General features: G+C 37.8%; 21 protein-coding genes. 9 read left to right on the forward strand and 12 right to left on the reverse strand.

Annotated features, from left to right (window positions below):
• Nucleotides 1-23: 23 nt before the first annotated feature.
• Nucleotides 24-782: a peptidylprolyl isomerase gene (locus FJR08_RS09510; protein WP_015079041.1), complete on the reverse strand. Its 759-nt coding sequence runs from the start codon at nucleotides 780-782 to the stop codon at nucleotides 24-26.
• 445 nt (nucleotides 783-1,227) lie between these two features.
• On the opposite strand from FJR08_RS09510, the gene FJR08_RS09515 reads away from it, so the two are divergent.
• The gene (locus tag FJR08_RS09515) at nucleotides 1,228-2,568 is read left to right on the forward strand and encodes a 16S rRNA (cytosine(967)-C(5))-methyltransferase (RefSeq protein ID WP_168633006.1); all 1,341 of its coding nucleotides are present in this window, start codon (nucleotides 1,228-1,230) and stop codon (nucleotides 2,566-2,568) included.
• Nucleotides 2,569-2,802: 234 nt separating this feature from the next.
• Here the strand turns inward: FJR08_RS09515 and psb35 are convergent, their stop codons facing one another.
• Together psb35 and FJR08_RS09530 are read right to left on the reverse strand one after the other, a co-directional pair.
• Nucleotides 2,803-2,997: a photosystem II assembly protein Psb35 gene (gene psb35, locus FJR08_RS09525; protein WP_015079039.1), complete on the reverse strand. Its 195-nt coding sequence runs from the start codon at nucleotides 2,995-2,997 to the stop codon at nucleotides 2,803-2,805.
• Between the two features lie 83 nt (nucleotides 2,998-3,080).
• The gene (locus FJR08_RS09530) at nucleotides 3,081-5,396 is read right to left on the reverse strand and encodes a transglycosylase domain-containing protein (RefSeq protein ID WP_174783053.1); all 2,316 of its coding nucleotides are present in this window, start codon (nucleotides 5,394-5,396) and stop codon (nucleotides 3,081-3,083) included.
• 323 nt (nucleotides 5,397-5,719) lie between these two features.
• Here FJR08_RS09530 and folK point away from each other — a divergent pair, with 323 nt between their 5' ends.
• The gene (gene folK, locus FJR08_RS09535) at nucleotides 5,720-6,208 is read left to right on the forward strand and encodes a 2-amino-4-hydroxy-6-hydroxymethyldihydropteridine diphosphokinase (protein ID WP_168633007.1); all 489 of its coding nucleotides are present in this window, start codon (nucleotides 5,720-5,722) and stop codon (nucleotides 6,206-6,208) included.
• Between the two features lie 99 nt (nucleotides 6,209-6,307).
• Entirely contained in the window at nucleotides 6,308-6,856 is a 549-nt protein-coding gene (locus FJR08_RS09540) for an NUDIX hydrolase (protein WP_015079036.1), read from the forward strand.
• Between the two features lie 30 nt (nucleotides 6,857-6,886).
• Here the strand turns inward: FJR08_RS09540 and FJR08_RS09545 are convergent, their stop codons facing one another.
• Entirely contained in the window at nucleotides 6,887-7,666 is a 780-nt protein-coding gene (locus FJR08_RS09545) for a phosphate ABC transporter ATP-binding protein (protein ID WP_148760717.1), read from the reverse strand.
• Nucleotides 7,667-7,819: 153 nt separating this feature from the next.
• Here FJR08_RS09545 and FJR08_RS09550 point away from each other — a divergent pair, with 153 nt between their 5' ends.
• Entirely contained in the window at nucleotides 7,820-9,046 is a 1,227-nt protein-coding gene (locus FJR08_RS09550; protein WP_168633008.1) for a lipopolysaccharide assembly protein LapB, read from the forward strand.
• A gap of 617 nt (nucleotides 9,047-9,663) precedes the next feature.
• On the opposite strand, the gene FJR08_RS09555 is transcribed toward FJR08_RS09550, so the two are convergent.
• From FJR08_RS09555 to cysT, 3 genes are read right to left on the reverse strand one after another with little or no spacing between them, the layout of a single operon-like run.
• Nucleotides 9,664-9,930 carry an NIL domain-containing protein gene (locus tag FJR08_RS09555; protein ID WP_148760713.1) on the reverse strand — a complete coding sequence of 89 codons (267 nt, stop codon included), beginning with the start codon at nucleotides 9,928-9,930 and terminating at the stop codon, nucleotides 9,664-9,666.
• 52 nt (nucleotides 9,931-9,982) lie between these two features.
• Nucleotides 9,983-10,822, reverse strand: a complete 840-nt coding sequence (gene cysW / locus FJR08_RS09560; protein ID WP_015079031.1) for a sulfate ABC transporter permease subunit CysW — start codon at nucleotides 10,820-10,822, stop codon at nucleotides 9,983-9,985.
• On the reverse strand, nucleotides 10,809-11,678 hold the full coding sequence (cysT, locus tag FJR08_RS09565; RefSeq protein ID WP_168633009.1) for a sulfate ABC transporter permease subunit CysT: 870 nt from the start codon (nucleotides 11,676-11,678) through the stop codon (nucleotides 10,809-10,811). The genes cysW and cysT overlap by 14 nt, the downstream gene beginning before the upstream one ends.
• A 4-nt stretch (nucleotides 11,679-11,682) precedes the next feature.
• Between cysT and FJR08_RS23580 the strand changes: the two genes are divergently transcribed.
• Nucleotides 11,683-11,925 (forward strand): hypothetical protein, encoded by a 243-nt coding sequence (locus FJR08_RS23580; protein ID WP_174783050.1) that lies wholly within the window; start codon nucleotides 11,683-11,685, stop codon nucleotides 11,923-11,925.
• Here the strand turns inward: FJR08_RS23580 and FJR08_RS09575 are convergent.
• Entirely contained in the window at nucleotides 11,904-13,016 is a 1,113-nt protein-coding gene (locus FJR08_RS09575) for a sulfate ABC transporter substrate-binding protein (RefSeq protein ID WP_168633040.1), read from the reverse strand. The two genes, FJR08_RS23580 and FJR08_RS09575, sit on opposite strands and share 22 nt — an antisense overlap.
• 484 nt (nucleotides 13,017-13,500) lie before the next feature.
• Between FJR08_RS09575 and FJR08_RS09580 the strand changes: the two genes are divergently transcribed.
• Nucleotides 13,501-14,391: a sulfate ABC transporter substrate-binding protein gene (locus FJR08_RS09580; protein ID WP_174783051.1), complete on the forward strand. Its 891-nt coding sequence runs from the start codon at nucleotides 13,501-13,503 to the stop codon at nucleotides 14,389-14,391.
• Between the two features lie 232 nt (nucleotides 14,392-14,623).
• Nucleotides 14,624-14,806 (forward strand): hypothetical protein, encoded by a 183-nt coding sequence (locus FJR08_RS24130; protein WP_371415550.1) that lies wholly within the window; start codon nucleotides 14,624-14,626, stop codon nucleotides 14,804-14,806.
• A gap of 18 nt (nucleotides 14,807-14,824) precedes the next feature.
• On the opposite strand, the gene FJR08_RS09585 is transcribed toward FJR08_RS24130, so the two are convergent.
• Nucleotides 14,825-15,598, reverse strand: coding sequence for a class II glutamine amidotransferase (locus tag FJR08_RS09585; RefSeq protein WP_168633010.1), 774 nt, complete (start codon nucleotides 15,596-15,598; stop codon nucleotides 14,825-14,827).
• Between the two features lie 252 nt (nucleotides 15,599-15,850).
• Between FJR08_RS09585 and msrB the strand changes: the two genes are divergently transcribed.
• Nucleotides 15,851-16,345 (forward strand): peptide-methionine (R)-S-oxide reductase MsrB, encoded by a 495-nt coding sequence (msrB, locus tag FJR08_RS09590; protein WP_015079026.1) that lies wholly within the window; start codon nucleotides 15,851-15,853, stop codon nucleotides 16,343-16,345.
• Between the two features lie 136 nt (nucleotides 16,346-16,481).
• Complete coding sequence (locus tag FJR08_RS09595; protein ID WP_015079025.1) at nucleotides 16,482-16,820, forward strand: hypothetical protein; 339 nt, start codon at nucleotides 16,482-16,484, stop codon at nucleotides 16,818-16,820.
• A 247-nt stretch (nucleotides 16,821-17,067) separates the two neighbouring features.
• On the opposite strand, the gene FJR08_RS09600 is transcribed toward FJR08_RS09595, so the two are convergent.
• The 3 genes from FJR08_RS09600 to FJR08_RS09610 form a co-directional block, all read right to left on the reverse strand.
• Nucleotides 17,068-17,829, reverse strand: a complete 762-nt coding sequence (locus tag FJR08_RS09600) for a phycobilisome rod-core linker polypeptide (RefSeq protein WP_168633011.1) — start codon at nucleotides 17,827-17,829, stop codon at nucleotides 17,068-17,070.
• Nucleotides 17,830-18,036: 207 nt separating this feature from the next.
• Complete coding sequence (locus FJR08_RS09605; RefSeq protein ID WP_015079023.1) at nucleotides 18,037-18,765, reverse strand: phycobilisome rod-core linker polypeptide; 729 nt, start codon at nucleotides 18,763-18,765, stop codon at nucleotides 18,037-18,039.
• 140 nt (nucleotides 18,766-18,905) lie between these two features.
• Nucleotides 18,906-19,649: a phycobilisome rod-core linker polypeptide gene (locus FJR08_RS09610; RefSeq protein WP_015079022.1), complete on the reverse strand. Its 744-nt coding sequence runs from the start codon at nucleotides 19,647-19,649 to the stop codon at nucleotides 18,906-18,908.
• Nucleotides 19,650-19,660: the final 11 nt, after the last annotated feature.

Genomic DNA, 19,660 nt, shown 5'->3' on the forward strand with positions numbered 1-19,660 from the left:
TTAAAATTGATTATTGAAATGTTTTAATCTACTTGAATTCTGACTGTAAGATCCTGAATTTTATCCCCTAGCCATTTCTCAAATAGCTCATTTTTTAGTGATTGTTGTAATTGAGGATCTTCTAAAGATGCTGGGAGAATTTGTTCTAATCTAAATAAGGCAAAACGTCCTTCTATGTCTATGGGATTGATCAATTTTCCTGGGGTGGTTGCGTCTACAGCCGCACGTAATACATCTGGTATAGTTCCCCGACTAATTGGTCCCATCATGCCATTGAATACTCGTTCATCTGCTAATGAATACTCTTTTGCTAGTTGTTCAAAACTACTTCCTTCTTCAATTTGAGTTTGTAGTTCTTCGGCTAATTCCCGACTATCAACTAGAATCCGTGAAAGGATGACTCTATCTAAGTAAATCTTCCTTTCAATAAAGTATTCTGGTAATTTTGATTCTGTGACTAATGCTTTGAGTTTCTCTAATTGAAAGCTAAAGGTAATAGATGTATGAAAAGTTGTATAATCTGTACTATTACTTATTAGCCATTCTTGAAATTTTTGTGGATCAGTTAGTTGATTCTTTAAGCGAAAATCAATAATTGTCTGTTCAATTAATGCCGAACTAATTTCAATATCTGTTCTGGTATTAATTTCTTGTACAATTACGTGCTGACGCAAGACATCACCAATAAAATTCCCCAGTTTACCCGATATTTGTAGATATTTAACTACTTCAGCGAGGGCAATTCCTTGGTCATTTACAGTCAAAAAAGATGAAGATTCCATGAAGTAATTCTGAGCATAAAACTAAAACATCTATAAGACTTTCCATTAAATAATAGAGAAAACAGTAGGGAATGATATCTAGGAATAATAAAGATTCGATAAATTAAATATGTAATTAATATTTGGTGATCAAATATTCTAATTTTTTGATTAATAGTGAACTCAATGATTTTAGATGATTACTATTTTTTATCTGTAAGCAATATGACCAAAATCAAAATGATTTTGCTGTCACTCAATCCAACATCAGACATTAGAGGTATGTTAAAGAAAGTGCTAAACTATCTCTATCTGGGTATATTTTCTTCAACTTACAACCAATTTCCACATAAAGTTTTACTATCGTTTTTATACTTCCAATCTTGTTTGGTAATTGCGATAAAAATATCTTGTATTCCTGTAACCTTTTAGCTAACCTGCAACTTACTTAATTTAAGTTAATTTCATGACCAATCCCCGTCAAGTGGCTTTTATTGCTCTCAAAGAAGTTCATAAAGGAGCTTATGCTGATGTTGCTTTAGATAGAGTGCTACAAAAGTTTAAGTTACCCGACAATAATCGGCGGTTAATGACAGAATTAGTTTATGGGAGTGTGAGAAGACAACGCACCCTTGATGCTATCATTGAGCAACTTGCTACTAAGAAAATTCAGCAACAGCCAAAAGACCTCCGCACCATTTTACATTTGGGTTTTTACCAACTGCGTTATCAAGAAAGAATTCCCGCTTCTGCGGCTGTAAATACTACTGTTGAATTAGCAAAGGAAAATGGTTTTCCTGGTTTAACTGGTTTTGTCAATGGTTTATTACGTCAATATCTCCGACTTGCAGAAAAATCTTCAGAACCGCTAAATTTACCGGAAAATCCGGTCGAAAGATTAGGTATTTTCCACAGTTTCCCTAATTGGATTATTGAAGTTTGGTTAAAAGAATTGGGTTTTGAAGAAACAGAAAAACTCGCTAATTGGATGAATCAAACCCCGACAATTGATTTACGGGTAAATATTCTTCGCAGTTCTTTAGAAGAGGTACAATCAGCTTTTGAATCTGCTGGTGTTTTAGTCAAACCCATTCCCCATTTACCCCAAGCTTTACGATTAATTGGTCATAACGGGGCAATTCAAAATCTACCTGGTTTTAATGAAGGTTGGTGGACTGTCCAAGATAGTAGCGCTCAATTAGTTGGTCATTTGCTTGACCCTCTGCCGGGGAATGTAGTGATTGATGTTTGTGCGGCACCAGGGGGAAAAACTACCCATATTGCCGAATTAATGGGAGATAAAGGCAAAATTTGGGCTTGTGATCAAACTGCTTCCCGGTTACGCAAATTAAAAGAAAATGCCCACCGTCTAAATTTACAATCTATCGAAATTTGTGCAGGAGATAGTCGCAACTTACCGCAATTCTACGATTCTGCTGACCGTGTATTAGTTGATGCTCCTTGCTCCGGTTTGGGAACTATGCACCGTCACGCTGATGCGCGTTGGCGACAAACACCAGATTCTGTGCAAAAACTTTCCCAACTCCAAAAAGAACTCCTATCACATAATGCAGGTTTTGTCAAGGCTGGTGGTGTTTTAGTTTACGCAACTTGTACGCTGCATCCAGCGGAGAATGAACAGGTAATTACGGAGTTTTTAGCCGCAAATCCCCATTGGCAAATTGAACCTCACTCTTTTGATTTATTTAATGATACTGCTCCTGGTTGGTTAAAAGTCTGGCCTCATCAACAGGATATGGATGGTTTTTTCATGGTGCGCTTAAGAAAAACTCAGGATTCTGAGTGAATACCAATACTGATTGTAAGATTTAACAGTTTTGCGTAATTCCCCACCCTCAATGTACTCCTCTCCCAATTGGAAGAGTTGAGCAAGTCTAGTGCAACTAATCCAGTAGCCTACACTACACTGCTCAAACAAATTCAAACGCTTTACCGTTTTTGGGTTGACCTACAGAATTAGGGAGGCAGGAGGCAGGGGAGAATATTTCTTGCCTATTGCCTATTGCCTATTGCCTATTACCTACTCTTTTTCAACCTTGGGGATAATGTTGGGACGATCTTTATTTTCCCAACCGGGGGGACGTTTGGAGTTGTACCAAGCAATTGAACCGATGGTGACAGCAGCGATAAAACCCACCACATACACCAAAGTAAACGCTAAGGGAAAGTGATTTCCAGTGTCTAGCACTGGGACTTGGAGCAATAAATAACTCATGATTATATTCGGCTAATGTAGGTTACAGTTCTTCATAAAGTATAAACTCAGCGAATCCCCTACATCTACCCTAGGAAAAATCTTTACGGTGAAGAATTGGGCTTGAGTCTTTCCCTCCAGGAAGGTTGTGATGATGAAGATCCTTGAGAATTATTCTCTACAGGGGAAGATGACTTTACCTGACCTGATTCTTTGCTGCTCCTGCGTCGTGAACGAGATGATTTAGGAGTAGAGTCGCTATTAGATTCTTCCCTGCGATTGCTTCGTCTTCTGCTAGAGGAAGCCAGTGGATCATTATTTTGTTGACTATAGCGTCGTTTCCGTCTTGGTCTACGTTCTGATGAATTTGCCGAATCTTCCGACTGATTATTGGTTCTTCTGCGTCTGCGTCTGGTTGATGAATCAGAATTGTCGGTATTGCCCTCATCTGATTTTTGATCATAATCATCAACCGATTTATGGAGAATTTTTTTCGGTTTGAGAGGTTGGGCTTTGATAGTACCTTTGCGATTTTCTAAATTAGGTCGGGGTGGAAATTTTTCTACCGGCATTTCCTCTACGGCTTTTTCCATAAACTCATGCCAAGCATAAGCTGCACTACCACTATTACCATAGGTAGGGGTGTTATCATCATTCCCTAACCACACCCCAGCCACTAACTGAGGAATATAACCAATAAACCATAAATCACGGGATTCATCAGTAGTACCTGTTTTGCCGGCAACTTGTCTATCATCTAATTGAGCCGCAGCACCAGTGCCATCGGTGACAACATTTCTTAACATCCAAGTCATGATGGCGCTAGTATCAGGATCTAAAACTTGCTTAGATTCATATTTGGCTGACCAAATGACATCTCCTTCGCGGTTGAGAATGCGCCGAATGCCATGAGCTTCTATATAATTTCCTTGGTTGGTAAATGTACCATAGGCGTTGGTTAATTCTAGTAAATTGACTTCATTAGAACCAAGAGCCAAGGAATAGTTAGGTTTGAGTTCTGACTTAATGCCCATGTCATGGGCAAGTTTAATGGTGGGTTCAAAACCTATTTCTATTAAGACTTTTACCGCAATTGTATTGATAGATTTGGTGAGAGCGTCTCTGATATTTAACCAACCAGAGAATTTGTTATGGGAATTTTTTGGCTCATAACCATCTATTGATAAAGGTTCATCTAAATAACTATCGTAGGGACTTTTACCAGTAGCGATCGCTGTAGCATAGACGAAACCCTTAAAAGTCGATCCTGGTTGTCGTTGGGCTTGAGTTACACGATTAAACTGGTTTTTGCTAAAGTCTTTACCACCTACCATGGCCTGAATTTCCCCACTCCGAGGATCTATGGCAACCATGGCCGCTTGTTTAAAGTTTTGCCACTGACCTTCATTTTTTAATATTTTAGCAACTGCGGCTTCTGCTGCTTGTTGGGAAATGGGGTTTAAGGTTGTTTCTACTACTAAACCACCACTAGCTAAGACATCAGCGCCCAGGTACTTGGGCAGTTCTTTCTGAACATAGCTAGTAAAGTAGGGAAAATTAACTTGTAACCGTTTGGGTAAACTGCTGTTAACTATTAATGCTTCTTGTATAGCTGCTTGTTTTTGTTCCGGTGTAATTATGCCATCTTCTAGCATCCGCTGTAACACCAAATTTCGTCGTTCTGTAGCTATTTTGGGGTTTTTATCGGGGCCATAGACGTTAGGTGCAGGAGCTAAACCAGCCAGGGTGGCCATTTCTGATAAAGTCAGTTGATCTACGGATTTACTAAAGTATACCCAAGCCGCATCTCCGACACCGTAAGCTCCAGAGCCTAAATAAACGAGATTTAAATAACGTTCGAGAATCTGATCTTTAGTCAATTCTCGCTCTATTTTTTGGGATAACCGGACTTCTTTGAGTTTACGCCAAAAGGTTTTTTCTGGTTTAAGGAAGAGAATTCGCGCTACTTGTTGGGTGATGGTACTACCACCTTCTCCTATATTTTGCGATCGCAAATTATTGATAACTGCTCTGGCAATTCCTTGGGGATCAAATCCATTGTGTTGATTAAATCTTCTGTCTTCTGAAGCAATAAAAGCTTTTTTTAAAGTATCTGGTATTTGCTCTATTTTCAGCACTTCTCTGGTAGCTTCTCCCTGCTGTTGTAGAACACTACCATCACCAGCTTTAATTGTCAGAGTTTGCTCTCGTACCAATGCTCTGAGTGCAGACTGATCTGGTAAATTTTTATCTATTTCTAAGATTGTGTAATGGAAAGCAATGATCCCACTACCAACACCTAACCCAGCCCAAAACCAAAAACGACGATAAAAGGGTTTATCGCTGCTGGCAATTTTGCCCAAGATTCCCGATGATAGAGTTGTCATCTGGGTGATTAACTGCTTTGCCTTCACCTGCATTCTCGGTAGTAAGTTTTCATTTGTGGACTCGTCATTTTGTTGATGATTACCTAATGGCAATAGCAGTTTCTCCTGTTTGGTTTGAACGCAACATTTCTGCGTTAATATAATAACCCATATAATACCTCATAAATCATTAACTTAATTCAGTGGTAATATATGTTTTCTACAAAGCTATATTATTGATATTAATATCATTTATGACAATTAAATCATGCAATTTTTGCATAAGAGAACTCCAAAAATCACAGAATCATCATGAATTTTCCTCCCTGTGTCTCCCTGCTCCCTTCAGTTCAACAATTAACTAGGAGTCCGATAGAATGCTAAACAATGCGGCTAGAACTGCGATCGCTCTCGGTAGTAACATTGGCAATTCCCAAGGCATTTTAGCAGGAGCTTTAGAAGCTTTAGCTCAAACATCCGGGATAACTATAGAAGCCAAATCGAGTTGGTATCGCACTAAAGCCATAGGACCAACTCAGCCTGATTACTTAAATGGTTGCGCGATCTTACTTGTGCAAATGTCACCACAGACTTTATTAGAACAACTACTAACAATTGAACAAAAGTTTGGGCGTGAGCGTCAGGAGCATTGGGGGCCACGCACCCTAGATTTAGATTTGTTATTATATGATGACTTAATTTTACATCAGCCAAACCTGCAAATTCCCCATCCCCGCATGACTGAACGAGCTTTTGTTTTAGTTCCTTTAGTCGAAATTGCTCCAGATTGGATAGATCCTATATCTCAAAGAGTAATTCGAGATTTACTGCTAGAGATAGACACGAATGATGTACATTTATTGTAGCGGGTGAAAAAATTACCATTTTTGCCACCCAAAAAGAACTGATAACCACAAAAAACCCCCGTATACGTTCTCTGTATTCACAGACGGTAGAATTTTACTATGCCATTAGGTAGAGAATTACCACAGTTGCTGAAGCAACACTTATTTTATAAAGGACGCAAATTTAACTTTGAAGTTAATCGTTTGCGTTTACCCAACAAATCTGAAGGGGAATGGGAATGTATTCGTCATCCCGGCGGTGCTTTGGCTATACCCATAACCGCAGAAGGTAAGCTTGTACTTGTGCGTCAATATCGGTTTGCAGTCCAGGGAAGACTGTTAGAATTTCCGGCGGGAACTGTAGAACCCAATGAAGATCCTTTAGAAACAGTTAAACGGGAAATTGAAGAAGAAACTGGTTATCATGCTCGTCAGTGGGATAAGTTAGGAGAGTTTTTTCTTGCTCCTGGTTATTCCGATGAAATTATCTATGCTTTTATTGCTAGAGATTTAGAAAAGCTGGAAACACCACCAGAACAAGATGAAGATGAAGACATAGAAACAGTATTACTAACTCCTGAAGAATTGGAAAAAGCCATTTTGACAGGAGAACCTGTAGATGCTAAATCTATTGCTAGTTTTTTCCTGTTGCGTTCATTTTTAAAGTAGGGAACAGGGGGCAGGGAGAAGAGGCTATAATTATCGGGAATAACTACCAGCGTAATCGCGGATACGATAATCTGTGGCTTGAGCTAAAACTTTTTTAGTTGATGCAAATTCTCGTAATTGTCCAACATGATTTTGATTGTATTGAAATAAAGCTGTAAAATCTGCGAGACGAGAGACTTGCTGGATGTTTTGAGAGATAAATATAATTGTCAGTTCAGAACGCAAACACTCAATTAGTTCTTCAATTTTTGTGGTGGTAATGGGATCAAGTCCACAACAAAGCTCATCCATCAGAATAACTTGAGGTTTAACGGCTAAAGCGCGAGCAATGCACAACCTTTGTTGTTGTCCACAAGAGAGTTCCAAAGCTGGTTTATAGAGCTTATTTTTGACTTCTTCCCAAATATCCGCAGATTTAAGAGCTAACTCGACAATTTCATCTAATTCTGATTTTGGTCGCCAGCCAATTAATTTTACACCGTAAGCAACGTTATCATAACTGCTCATGGGAAAAAGATTGGGTTTGGAGTAAATTGTACTAATTTGACGACGGAGACGATTGAGATTAATCCGCCGTTCATAAATATTTTGCCCAAAAAATTCGATTTTTCCTTGGGTTTGGACTTCTCCCTCTAAGTCACTCATGCGGTTGAGAGACTTCAAAAAAGTAGATTTCCCGCAACCACTAGGTCCCATAATGGCAATAATTTTATTTTGGGGAATATCCATTGACAGATTTTCCAGAATTTTTTGCTTATTGTAGTAAAAACTAAAGTTTTTGACACTTATGGCGGGAATTATTTTACTCATATTCAAGAATAAGGATTTAAGAGGAAGAAAGAAAAAAGCCGAAAATTTGGCATCAGAATACTTGTAAAACTTGATATTTGCTTATAACCTAAATTATGCCCTCTATTGATCTACAATGCTGCGTTTAATTAATGTGAGAAAGGTAAATTAACCATGAGACAGCGGTTTATTTTCATCATTACTACTATCATTGTCTGGCATTTATGTATTTCTAACACATTAGCCAAAGAAAAAAAAATTGAAGATTTGGATAAGTTCCCTCCTAGTCCCTTAGAAATAACTATAACTGACCCAATATTGCCAAATATACCAGATAAACGGGAATTAACATTAACAGAATTGCAAAAATTAAAGACGGATTTAGATGGATTAAATCAAGAGGCACAGGTGACACTACAAGGAGAAGATAAAAAGAAAGCCTTTGAGATTTGGAATCGTGAACTACGATTGAGACGCTTTTTAGGCACATTGTCTGAGGTGGAAGCGTTATCAAGAGTGGGAGAAATCGCTTGGAATCAAAATGAACGGGAACAGGTGCGATATATTAGTCAGCGATTACAAGTAATTCAAAGCGAGATAGGAAAACAAAAAAGTACCGATTTACAATTATGGCAATCCCTGGGGAAAGCTTATCAAAAAATCCGGTTTCCTAAATTGGGAATATTGGCTTATGAACAAATTTTGATCTTAGTAAAACAACAACAAGATTCATCTGGAGAAATGGAGACTTTAAAAAATATTGGAGAATTACATTTAAGTTGGTTTGATTATCCCCAAGCTGCTAATACTTACCAAAAACTGTTAAATTTAGCAATTAATCAGGGTGATAAAACTAATGAATTAGGATATTTACAACAGTTAGCTTATATCTATTCCCAAGGAAAACAACCACAAGCAGCAATAGATATATTAAATAAATTAGTCCAAGTTTATACTCGTGAACAAAATTTGAGTCAAATTCCAGCTTTGAAATTAGCGATAGCTGCAAATTATGAATCTCTAGCTCAAAAAGATCCCAATTTAAAACAACAGGCTTTTGATAATTATCAAGCAGCTTATACTGGTGCATGGCAATTAGAACAATACGCTAAAGCTGGAGAAGCACTAGAGAAATTAATTACTTTTTATCGTTCACAAAAACAGATAGATGCAGCTTTACAAACTAGCCAAATTCTCATAGAAACACAAACATTAGCTAACAATTCTTATGGTTTAATGTCAGCTTATGACCAAATTGGTGACTTATATTTAGAACGCCGAGAATCTACACAAGCATTAACAGCATTTCAGAAAGGATTAGAAATAGCTCAACAACTTAAATATCAAGAATTATACTTTACTCAAAAAATTGAAAAGTTAAAACCTGAGATAAAAATCTAGAGAATATCAAGATAAATAAAAAAGTCCGCGTTAGCGGACTCTGGACATTGGATAAGGTTAAGTTGTCACCAAGAGAGCCTACAAGATGTTAGACTTATTTATATTTTTACTAATTAATTTGAGAAAATCAAGTGGTTTGATTTAAGAATTAGGACATAATTTCGATATTTATGTCTGAAAAAAAAGCAGTTTATTGATGATTATTTTTACAGGTGGATATCTCCCATTGCTTAGAGGGTGTTTGAAAAGTTATGGTTGATGTATCAAATATTTTTTACCCCACCCTAACCCTCCCCTTGTAAAGGGGAGGGAACTGGATTTTTATTGTTTCCCCCCTTTACAAGGGGGACTAAGGGGGGTAGCAATGTGATGAAAATTACGGAATACCACTTTTCAAACATCCTCTTAAAAAGGTGAGGAATCTGAGAAATTGCGGACATAACTAAGATTGTTTTGTCTAAGAGGATGCTTGAAAAGTCTTTGGTCATGTATCCAAAATCTTGAGATCCCCCTAAATCCCCCTTAAAAACGGGAGTTAGGGGGGATATTGATACAACTGAGCGATAATTCTCCTCCATCTCCTGTGGCTCTGTTGCTTAACCTAAGCTACAATTTTTTCACCAATCACTAATGCTATTTTCATCCCAAACTTGCAATTTCAATTCTTGTAAATAGGTTAACCCATTGTGAATTTGTCCATTTGTTCCTTGTAAATCTAAATCAAACCAACCATCACCTACAGCATCCTGTCCGAGAATTGCGGCTTTGATATTCACAGTTAAGCCATATTCAGAAACTAGGCGAGAAATTACAGGTTCTTGATGATGATCTTGCGGAATTCTGACGCGAATTCGCTTGTTTATCAGGGTATTTTCACTACTCATAACCACCTCTAAGATGTAATTTAATAGTTGTCTGGAAATTACCTATTAGCCATTATTCAACTTCTTTAATTTCGGTTTTTCGTTCTATGATTTCCTTCAGAATCAAGGTGATAACTGCCAGAAATGCTAACAATACAGCAGCAGAAAAAGCAGCTTCTGTTTCATATTGTTTGTAAGCATCTTCCACAAATAATGGTAAAGTCTGGGTTGTATTGGCAATGTTACCAGATACCACAGAAACTGCACCAAATTCACCCATGGCTCTGGCATTTGTCAAGATTAAACCGTAGAGTAACCCCCAACGAATACTCGGTAAAGTTACCCGCCAAAAAGTTTGCCAATCGTTTGCACCTAATGTTCTGGCAGCTTCTTCCTGATCTTTGCCAAATTCTTCTAAGACAGGAATTACTTCTCTGGCCACAAAAGGCATACTCACAAAAGCGGTAGCCATAAGCATCCCTGGAAAAGCAAAGACAATTTTAATATCATGGGCTTGTAACCAAGGACCAAACCAGCCCTGTCTCCCGTACAATAAGACTATCATTAGCCCAGCGACGACTGGGGAGATGGAAAAGGGCAAATCAATGATACTGAGAACTATAGCGCGTCCAGGGAATTTATGTCGAGCGATCGCCCAAGCCGCACATAATCCAAATACGGCATTCACAGGGATAGAAATAGCAGCCAGTAACAGGGTTAACCAAGCTGCGTGGAGAAATTCCGGTTTTGCCAGGTTAGATAAAAATGGTCCAGTTCCCTTTTTGAAAGCTTCAAAAAAAACATTAATAGCTGGAATATATTGAACCAGAAATAGGTAGGAAATTGCCACGCCAATTAAAACTGCCGGTACCCAACTCTGTTTTTTTGGCCTTTTAACTTTATCTATTGTCATATCTTCTTGCCAAAGCTTGTAAGAAATTAATTGCTAATAACATTACCAAAGAAATTCCTAATAAAACCACACCAATTACAGTTGCACCAGCATAGTCATATTGTTCCAATCGCTGGAAAATTAACACAGGTGCAATCAAATCTTTATAGGGTGTATTAGAAGAAATAATTACTGTTGAACCATACTCCCCAACTGCGCGGGAAAAACCCAAAGCTACACCAGTTAAAATTGTCGGAAATAAAGGCGGTAAAATCACTTTCCAAAAAGTTTGCCATTCAGAAGCACCTAAACTCCAAGCAGCTTCTTCAATTTCCGATTCCATTTCTTGCAGAACAGGTTGCACAGTTCTCACTATAAAGGGTAATGATATAAATATCATTGCCACTCCTACCCCCAAGCGAGTAAAAGATACCTTAATCCCCATTGGTGCTAACAATGAACCCAACCAACCATTCTCACTGTAAACTGTTGCCAGTGTTAAACCTGCTACGGAAGTTGGCAAAGCAAAGGGTAAATCTACAGTGGCATCAATAATCCGTTTTAAAGGAAAATCGTACCGCACTAAGACCCAAGCAATCAAAGTTCCAAACACACCATTCAGCAAAGCTGCAAATAATGAAGTAACAAAGGTAACATTATAGGTTGCTAATGCTAACTCACTAGTCGCAATTTCCCAAAACTTCGCAGGAGATTCCGTACTAGCTTTGAGAAACATGGCCACAATGGGAATAAATAACATCACAGTTAGATATCCCAAAGTAATCCGCCAAGTCCAAGGAAGATGAATCAAATTATCTACAAATACCTTCCAAATGGGAGGTTTAATATGAGTTTGTACAGCCGCAGATTCAGTCATAATTTTGTTAGTTGTCAGTTTTCAGTTGTTAGTAGGGGCGAAGCATTTGGAAGATAAATTATCGGTCATTGCCAAAAATAGTTCTCCAAATGCTTCGCCCGTACAGTTGTTAGTTGTTAGTTGTCAATTACCAATTACCAATTACCAATCACCAATCACCAATTACCAATTACCAATTACCAATCACCAATCACCAATTACCAATTACCAATCACCAATTACCAATTACCGTTTATTTTTAGCTTGAATTTGGTCAAAAATTGCCCCATCATTAAAGAACTTTTTCTGAACAGCATCCCAACCACCTAATTCTTGAACTGTACCTAAAGTTTTTATTTGGGGATATTTGTCAGCAAATTCTTTAATCTTAGCTACTGTTTCATCTACAGGACGAAATCCTACTTTAGCAAATTCCCGTTGTGCTTCGGGGGTAAACAAATATTTAACAAAAGCTTCTGCTACTTCACGATTACCATGTTTATCAACATTTTTATCCACAACAGCAATAGGATTATCAATGGAGATATTTATATCAGGAAGAATGTAATTTGTTTTTTCACCCTTGTCTTTTGCCAAAACAATTTCATTTTCATAGTTAATCAAAGCATCACCTTGACCTTGTTTAAAAAATGCGTCTGTAGCTTCACGGGCATCTTTGGTTAATACAGGGACATTTTTATAAACTTTGGTCACAAAATCAATAGCTTTAGTTTCATCTCCACCAGTTTTAATGACTGAATTCCAAAGGGCGAGAAAATTCCACCGCGCTACCCCAGAAGTTTTGGGATCTGCGGTAATTAGTTTAACATTATCTTTGGCTAAATCAGCCCAATTCTTAATCCCTTTGGGGTTGCCTTCACGAGTTACTAAAGCTGCAACAGACTTAGAAACAATACCATTATTAGGAAATTCTTTCTCCCACCCAGGTTGAATTAATCCCGCTTTTTCAATTTTTTGCGTATCTAAAGCCAGGGCTAGATGAACAATATCTGCTTCTAAACCATCAACCACCGCACGAGTTTGCGAACCAGAACCACCATAGCTCTGTTTAAATACTACAGTTTGGTTATGTTCCTTTTGCCATTTTTCCACAAATTTGGGAATAATAGCGGCGTGAGCAGCTTTGGTGACAGCAAAGGATACAAGGGTTAATTCTACATTCTGTTTTTTACCCGTATCAGTAGTTGCACTAGGTAAATTACCAGTGTTTGTCCCAGAGCAAGCAGCAAGAGATACACTCAATACTGTCCCTACTAAGAAAAGTGATACAAAGCCTTTGAGCGAATTTGGACTAAACCTCAGTTGTAGTCGTTTTCGTAATTGTTGCCACAAATTCATCTTTTGTCCTTCTGTGAGACTACGGTTAATTAATGAAAATACCATTATTGCAGGTATCCGGTTATCAAAACTAGTAAAAACTGCATATTGACGATAGGGAATATGGTGATTTTACCAGTTTCAAGAAAAATTACAATGCCTTTCAATGACAAGTATCAATTTTTAATTATCTTTATGGAGCTACGACGGGAAATTACTTAACTAATTCTCAGCTTTTAATACTTTACTTAAATAAATATTTGAAAATAAATATAGAGTTTAATCTGTTAAAAGATTTGCCATATAAACTTTATAGGCATTAAAAGCTGAAAAATATATTCGCAATATTTAATACATACAATACCCGATGGGAAAATAGTTGTTTTTAAGTGCAAAAACTATTGATTTTATTTATGACATCTGGTACGCTCTTTCTCTAGAGGTTAAATACGTTATCTTTACAGAGTTACCGTAGATTAGATTCAAACCAATTTTAGGACATCCCATGACAGATAATTTTGCCAACACCGCAAAATTTGTTCCCATAACAAAGCCGTTTTTTCCGGCTTTATTCTTAGCAACAGGTTTAAATATAAGCACTATTTTGCCTGTATTTGCAGGTACAGCCCAAAAGACGCAACTAATGAGTCAAAGTGGTAAAAAAGTTGAACTTACCTTAGTTACTTACGCAGTCACCAAAGCGGCTTACTCAAAAATTATTCCCGATTTTGTGGCAAAATGGAAAAGAGTAGTTATCCTGGAAACTCGCGCTGGTAATCCCAAAAATATCAAAAATTGGACTGATTTAACAAAGCCTGATGTTAAAATTATTACTGCAAATCCCAAGACATCAGGTGGGGCTAAATGGAATTTTCTCGCTTTATGGGGTTCAGTAGTTAAGAATGGCGGAAATGATACCCAGGCGTTAAAGTTTATAACAGATGTGTTTAAGAATGTGGTTGTATTACCCAAGGATGCACGAGAAGCAAGTGATGCTTTTTACAAAAAAGGTCAGGGTGATGTATTAATAAACTATGAAAACGAAGTCATTTTAGCTGCACAGCAAGGCAAAACAGATACTTCTTACATAATTCCTCCAGTAAATATCTCTATAGATGCACCCGTTGCAGTTGTGGATAAAAATGTTGATAAGCATGGAAATCGTGAGGTTTCTGAAGCTTTTGTCAAGTTCCTTTTCACTCCAGAAGCACAACGTGAATTTGCTAAAGTTGGTTTTCGTCCAGTTGACTCAACTGTATCTAAAGAAGTAAAAAATAAATTCCCCTATATTGCCCGACTCTACACTGTAGCTGATCTTGGCGGTTGGAGTGGTGTCCAGAAGAAATTCTTTGCAGATGGTGCGATTTTTGATAAAATTCAACGGGGAAGACGCTAAATATAGCAATTCTTGATTGATTGTCATATATTCTTGGGTCACGGTGTAGACAAAGTTTTTGTAGCGATGCAGGATTTTTGCAACCGTGATTTACAGCACTTTCCGGTGTTATGAGGTACATATCCAGCGGGCAAGATGCCCGCACTACAAGAGTTTCATAATTCAAGTTTGTACCTCATGAGAGCGAAATCTGCTGTAAGAACAATTACGACGGACTTCTGTTTTTTCCCAAGTGCCAATTATTATATTAACTAGTAGTGATGGAGCTTTTGATCGAGTTCGGGCTAAGGTATTTGGGGTAACTGATTTTATTAATAAACCTATCAAAAAGGAGCAGATATTTACAATATTAAATAAGCATTTACTAACAAGTTCTAGAAATGAATATCTCCAGAATTTTGCTTTGTCTTATTAATAAAATAGTTGTCAAGAATTAGGCAAATTTTAGGGGTAAACCATCCTGAAATATGAGTAATTCTCCGGGTTGTATTTGTGTCCAAACTTCGTTATCAGTTAGGGGTGTAGTCACAATCACAGCCACGCGATCTTTAGATGTAGTCAATTCACTAAAATCTACAGTCATCTCTTCATCAATTAAATGAGCCGCAGCAAAAGGCGCTTGTCTAATAATGTAGCAAAGTTTAGTTGAGCAATAGGTGAAAAAATGCTCACCATCTGATAATATGTAGTTAAAAGATCCAAAGGCTGCTATTTCTTTGGTAATTTCATGTAATGTCTGATAAAGTTCCTTTACCGGTGGTTGTTCTTGAGGAAAATGCGATCGCAAAGTATTGAGAATTAAGCAAAATGCTTTTTCGCTGTCCGTAGTCCCCACAGGTTGAAAAATACCATTATTTTCCGGGTTAAAGTCTGGTAAATTACCATTATGAGCAAATACCCAATATCTTCCCCACAGTTCCCGACGGAAAGGATGACAGTTTTCCAAGGCTATTTTGCCTTGAGTAGCTTTGCGGATATGGGCAATTACATGAGTAGAATGAATGGGATACTGACGGATAAAATCGGCAATTGGTGACGCGATAGAGGCTTCAGCGTCTAGAAAAATTCGACATCCTTTGCCTTCAAAAAAAGCAATTCCCCAACCGTCGCTATGTTCATCTGTTTTTCCTCCCCTGGCAGAAAAACCTTCAAAGGAAAAGCAAATGTCTGTCGGTACGTTGCAATTCATTCCTAGCAGTTGGCACATTAGTTTTGTAGTTGTAAAGATCAACTAAAGAATAACTGATTATTTTTGATGGAACAGGTACAATTTGGACATTTAATTATCAAATATTAATAAAAACCTGTTTGGAGAAACTCATCGTGGTAATTAGTATTACATATTCTTTTTCACTAAGCAAGACGTTTTTAGGTGATTTTCATCAATTTCTCCTGGAGGATTTAGAAATTTATGGGAGTTTCTTGGTCATGGAAGCAAAAAATAGCAAATAATAGAATAATGAACAAACGCCATTTTTTGCAAATCAGTACAGTTTTAATCGGTACAGCCTTTTTTTCCCGTTATATCAATTGGAGTTCAGAATCTATGGCACTTTCTAATCCAGAGTTTACAGTGACAAAAACAGAGGAAGAATGGAAGAGTATCCTCACACCAGAACAGTTTCGGGTATTGCGGAAACATGGTACAGAACCCTCCCATACCAGTTCTCTCGATAAGCAATATGAACCTGGTACTTATGTCTGCGCTGGGTGTGGACAAGCTTTGTTTACTGCTGATACTAAGTTTAATAGTGGTACTGGCTGGCCAAGCTTTTTTAAACCCATAGAGGGGGCGATCGCTACTACTACAGATAGAACATTTTTCATGACCCGAACTGAAGTCCATTGTAGTAATTGTGGTGGACACTTAGGCCATGTTTTTAATGATGGACCAAAACCAACTGGTCTCCGTTACTGTATGAACGGTGTATCTTTGCAGTTTACACCTGCGTAGATCACTAATACGGTTCACTTTTTAAACTCTCTCAAGGGGTGCAAACCCCTTGTTTTATTCTGTCAAAAGCAGGAAATTGGAATATAGCAGGTAGAGTTTACATAAAATTGTCGAAAACAAGGATAAGGATTAGATAATGCAAGTTCTCAAAAGATCCATCAAACCAGAAAGTTATATATCGTTTCTCCACATTTACCAAACTACTTGGGGGACTGCTGGTGATATTTGTTTAGTTCGGGAATCTGTAGCTGAATCTAGTGCATCTAAGTTTGTGGGTCGCAGAATTAAATTAGCTCTCCCTAAAGGTATGGAACGTGATTATTTAGTGAATATTCCCATCATTAAAATTGCAGGTTACGTAGGTGAAGGGCATCCTAAAGATCCCCAGTCTGAATGGGAGGCTTATGATGGTATAGATCCAGAAATAGCGATCGCAGTTTTAAAAATTTGGGACTTCAAGTTAATTGAGTTATAGGAGATTCTACCTCAAGGTACATCTTTAAAGGCAAAAAAATTCCTGTTTGCAAAAACTATGGGAAGCAGCGCAAAAAATTGAGAGTGCGTCAAGAATTATCTTCCTAACGCACCCTATAAATTGAAAATTTTTGGGTCAACTTAGTACCCAACAGCGGAAGTTAACTAACTATTAAAAATAACTAAAAAGCTGGTAATATCCGCCTTTTTAATTTTTAATTATTAATTTTTAATTCCGCTCTACGGTACTAGCGTTTACCACGGTAAGGAACAGCATTGAGGTAATCAATGTCAAAAGAAGATAACTTTTGAGCATAGTTACCTTTACCAGATACAGAAGCAGCCATATCTGCAAATTTAGCAGGATCGCCTTCTTTTAAACGCTTTGCTTTTGCCTTAGCAGTGTAGAAGTTTTCCAAGGTAAAGCGCCAGTCGGTTTTGACTGTACCGGCTGTTTCTTGGAAGTCGGCACCGTAACGAGGAGTTACCAAGTTAAAAGGACGATCTACAAACCGCTTGCGTTGGTAAGGTACGGTACTATCACCAAAGTTTTGGGTGTATTCTGCGCTGTCTAATAAAACATCAACAAAGCCGCCAAAGCCCTTGTTACAAATAACAATTGACCAAGCAATTTCTTCTTTTTTATTGTAAGCACAACGACCCAATAAACGCTTGAGGGTGATGTCTACTAAACGGTAGTTGTTGTTAACAGAGACAACTAAACGATAGAAAGCTTCAGATTTAGCTAAACCCCGGATAAAGTCACGAACTGACAAAGAACCGTTTTTAAGTTGAGACTCTAAAGTAACTTGACGGTTAAACTTGAGAATTTCATGTTCGCTAAAAACTTGGCGATAAGCAGCCCAAATGATGTTTGTCATGTCAGTGTAAGAACTAACATCTTCAATCCGATAGATATAAGGTGTATCTTCATTTTGGTCAGCAACGCCAAAGCTGGCCACCCGGTGATTTTGACTACTTGGATTGTATTGAAGTAATGGCAATGCCATATTAATTTTCTCCTTTTATGATCAAATTAAACAAAGAAAGATTTCGTTCTAGAAATACCCCGCCCAGAACTGAAGTTTAGGGCTAATAACTAAAGTCCGTTAAAACGGACTATAAACTTTTTTTTCAGTCGTCTTGAGACGACTTTTGCTATTAGACTCAGAATTCATTCTGAGGCGGGATTACTTACTTATTTTCCCCTCAAAAGGCTAGTAGATATCACTAATTCCTAACCAATTGAGAATCAACAAGAAAGTAATGCCTGCGGTTATTACCAGTAATACAGCAGACAATGCCCCCAAATCAACATTTTGCCCAGAGCCTGGGTAGAAACCTCCACGCCATTGACGAAGATACGGCCATTTTTGGACAATACCTGCCCGGTCACGATAATCAGCACCATAGCGGGGAGTAAAACTGATTGGGCGGTCTGTGGTCATCCGTTTGCGTTGATAGGGTACGGTATACTCGCCAAAGGCTTGTTCATACTCACTACTATCAATCAAAACATCCACAAATTTTCCCCAACCTAAAGTAGCAATTTGAATTGACCAGGCAATTTTTTCTTGCTCATTGTAGGGAGAACGACCTAAGATCCTTTTCAGGAACATTTCTACCAACCGATAGTTGTTATTTGGTGTCACAACTAGCTGATAAAATCGCTCTGATTTCACCAAACCACGAATGAAGTCTTTAACCGTAATTGACCGATTTTTGAGTTGAGTTTCTAAGGTAATTTGGCGGTTAAATTTGAGAATCTCCTGTTCGTTGAAGACTTGGCGATAAGCAGCCCAAATTAGTTGTTCAATTTCGCCGGCAGAGTTAGCATTTTCAATGCGGTAGATATAAGGATTGTCCTCGTTAATATCTGCCGTACCAAAGCTGCTAACTCTTTGGTTTTGAGTTGTAGGTTTGTATTCAAGTAAAGGAATTGCCATTTTAAAGAACCTGCCTTTTGGTAAATTTGGCATTTCAAAATGCTCTAATACTTAGCAAACTAACTAAAATTAAAATCCTTAAAAAAATACAAACTTTATCACTTTTGTAACCGAGATTACCCAGCTAGTTAAAAAACTATCTAGCGTCCGGGAAACCCAGCACTAGGACTAATAGAAACAGGAATACCTGTTGATGTCGTTTCCTTGGTAGTGTTAGGAATTTGGATATTGGCAGTGCTAACTGGTGTGTAAGTCACTGTTTTAATCTTAATGGAATTTGCCATATCCAAAAAGTTTTTAATGTCACCCCATTTATAACGAGCTTCTTCAAGTTGGTCGCGCCAGTAATCGCTGTATCGTGGTGTTACCAAATTAAAGGGTCTATCCTTATAACGTCGTCTTTGGTAGGGAACGATATTTTCCCCAAAGTTGCTTTGATATTCTTCAGAATCGAGCAAAGCGTCAACAAAACCACCCCAACCTTTGGTAGCAATCACAATTGACCAAGCGATTTCTTCTTTGTTGTTGTAAGGTGCGCGACCTAATAACCGTTTCAGCCCAATTTCTACTAATCTGTAATTAGAATTACTCTGAATTACCAAACTTTGGAAAGCGTCAGATTTAGCTAAACCCCGGATAAAATCGCGGACGGTAATAGCTTTGTTTTTTACTTGGGATTCTAAATGAACTTGGCGATAAAATTTGAGAATGACGTGTTCGCTAAAAAGTTGCCGATAAGCAGCCCAAATTAATTCTTCTACTTCTCCACCAAAGGCGTAGTCTTCGATGCGGTAAATTGTGGGTGTATCTTCGTTGGGAACTTCATAACCAGAAACGCGCTGGTTTTGAGAACTGGGTTTGTATTCTAGTAAAGGTATTGTCATGTTTGTCAGTT

Origin of the sequence: Dolichospermum sp. UHCC 0260 (assembly GCF_009711985.1) — a bacterium.
Taxonomy (GTDB): Bacteria; Cyanobacteriota; Cyanobacteriia; order Cyanobacteriales; family Nostocaceae; genus Dolichospermum; species Dolichospermum lemmermannii.